The organism is Microbacterium sp. Bi128 (genome assembly GCF_918698205.1).
Genome location: NZ_CAKKMM010001225.1, coordinates 1 through 1,537, shown reverse-complemented (window position 1 = coordinate 1,537; position 1,537 = coordinate 1). Strand labels below are relative to the sequence as shown.

Sequence of the window (1,537 nt, the reverse complement as noted above, 5' to 3'; positions counted from 1 at the left end):
GTCCCGGACCACTCCCGCGATGGTCGGTTCGTCCTCGACGAGGAGGATGCGCCGGTTCTCCGTTGCGTCCGGGGCCGGCTGGGTCTTGTTCACGCTTCCAGCATAGGTTCGCGGCCACGGTCCGGGCAGGGCTCCGGACCCCCGCCGGACATCGTTCCCGAATCCGTAATATCCGTGCCGTCATGCGGCTGTGACGTGGGCAGCGAGGTGGCGTAGCCTGACTCTATGACAGTTCAACTGGGTATGCCCCAGCCCCGCGCGGCAGGCAGTCCCGGAGCGGGAGTGCCTGCTGCAGCCGCGCTGTCCGGGCGTCCGGAGGGCCTGGTTGCAGGGCTCGTGGATCGCTACGGCCGCCGCGCCACGGACATGCGCCTCTCACTGACGGACAAGTGCAATCTGCGTTGCACCTTGTGCATGCCGGCCGAGGGCCTGGAATGGCTGTCCAAGCAGGCGGTGATGTCCGCGGAGGAAATCGTCCGGATCGTGCGGATCGGCGTCGACATGCTCGGCGTGCGTGAACTGCGGCTGACCGGAGGCGAGCCCCTGGTGCGGGCGGACCTGCTGCAGATCATCGCCGCGCTCCGCCAGGCCCACCCCGGCCTGCCAATCTCGATGACCACCAACGCCGTCGGCCTGGACAAGAAGGCCGCCGGACTCAAAGCCGCGGGACTGACCAGAATCAACGTCTCGCTGGACTCCCTGCATGAAGAAACCTTTACCAAGCTGACCCGCCGGCCCTTCCTGGACAGGGTCCTCGCCGGCGTCGACGCCGCCTGGGCCGCAGGCCTGGGCCCGGTCAAGCTCAACGCTGTACTCATGCGCGGCATCAACGACGCCGAGTCCCCGGCCCTCCTGGCCTGGGCACTGGACCGCGGCTATGAACTGCGCTTCATCGAACAGATGCCGCTCGACGCGGACCACGGCTGGACCCGGCGGAACATGATCACCGCCGCGGAGATCCGGGAACTGCTCTCGGTCGATTACGTGCTCAGTTCCGACCCGCGGGACCGCGACGGCGCCCCGGCGGAACGGTTCGAAGTCCGGGCCCGGGTTCCCGGCACCGACCGCGCCGCCGGCCCTCTGCTCGGCACTGTGGGCATCATCGCCTCCGTCACGGAGCCGTTCTGCTCGGACTGCCGCCGGACGCGCATCACCGCCGAGGGCAAGATCATGAGCTGCCTGTTCTCGCGCGAGGAAGTGGATCTGCTGGGGCTGCTGCGCGAGGGCGCCAGCGACGAACAGCTCGCCGAACGCTGGCAGGATGCCATGTGGATCAAGCCCAAGGCCCACGGCATGGACCATGTGGGCCTCGACGCGCCCGACTTCGTCCAGCCGGACCGCAGCATGAGCGCCATCGGAGGCTGACTTTTTCGTGAATGTACGCTACTTCGCTGCCGCACGCGCTGCCGCCGGCGTGGATGAAGAACGCTACGACCTCGCCGACGGCGACACCCTCGCCTCGCTGCTCGAGGCGATCCTCGCCGTCGAGCGCCCCGAACCGCCGGCCGGTACGCCGCCGCTGGCCCGCATCCTGTCC

At 68.8% G+C, this 1,537-nt stretch carries 1 protein-coding gene and 1 pseudogene; both read left to right on the top strand.

Translation table 11 applies throughout. The annotated features are described in order from the left end of the window. Positions 1-225 precede the first annotated feature (225 nt). Complete coding sequence (gene moaA, locus LQV45_RS31485; RefSeq protein WP_230011313.1) at positions 226-1,365, top strand: GTP 3',8-cyclase MoaA; 1,140 nt, start codon at positions 226-228, stop codon at positions 1,363-1,365. A 7-nt stretch (positions 1,366-1,372) separates the two neighbouring features. Further along, positions 1,373-1,537 (top strand): annotated as a pseudogene (locus LQV45_RS31480) (MoaD/ThiS family protein); the annotation flags it as partial.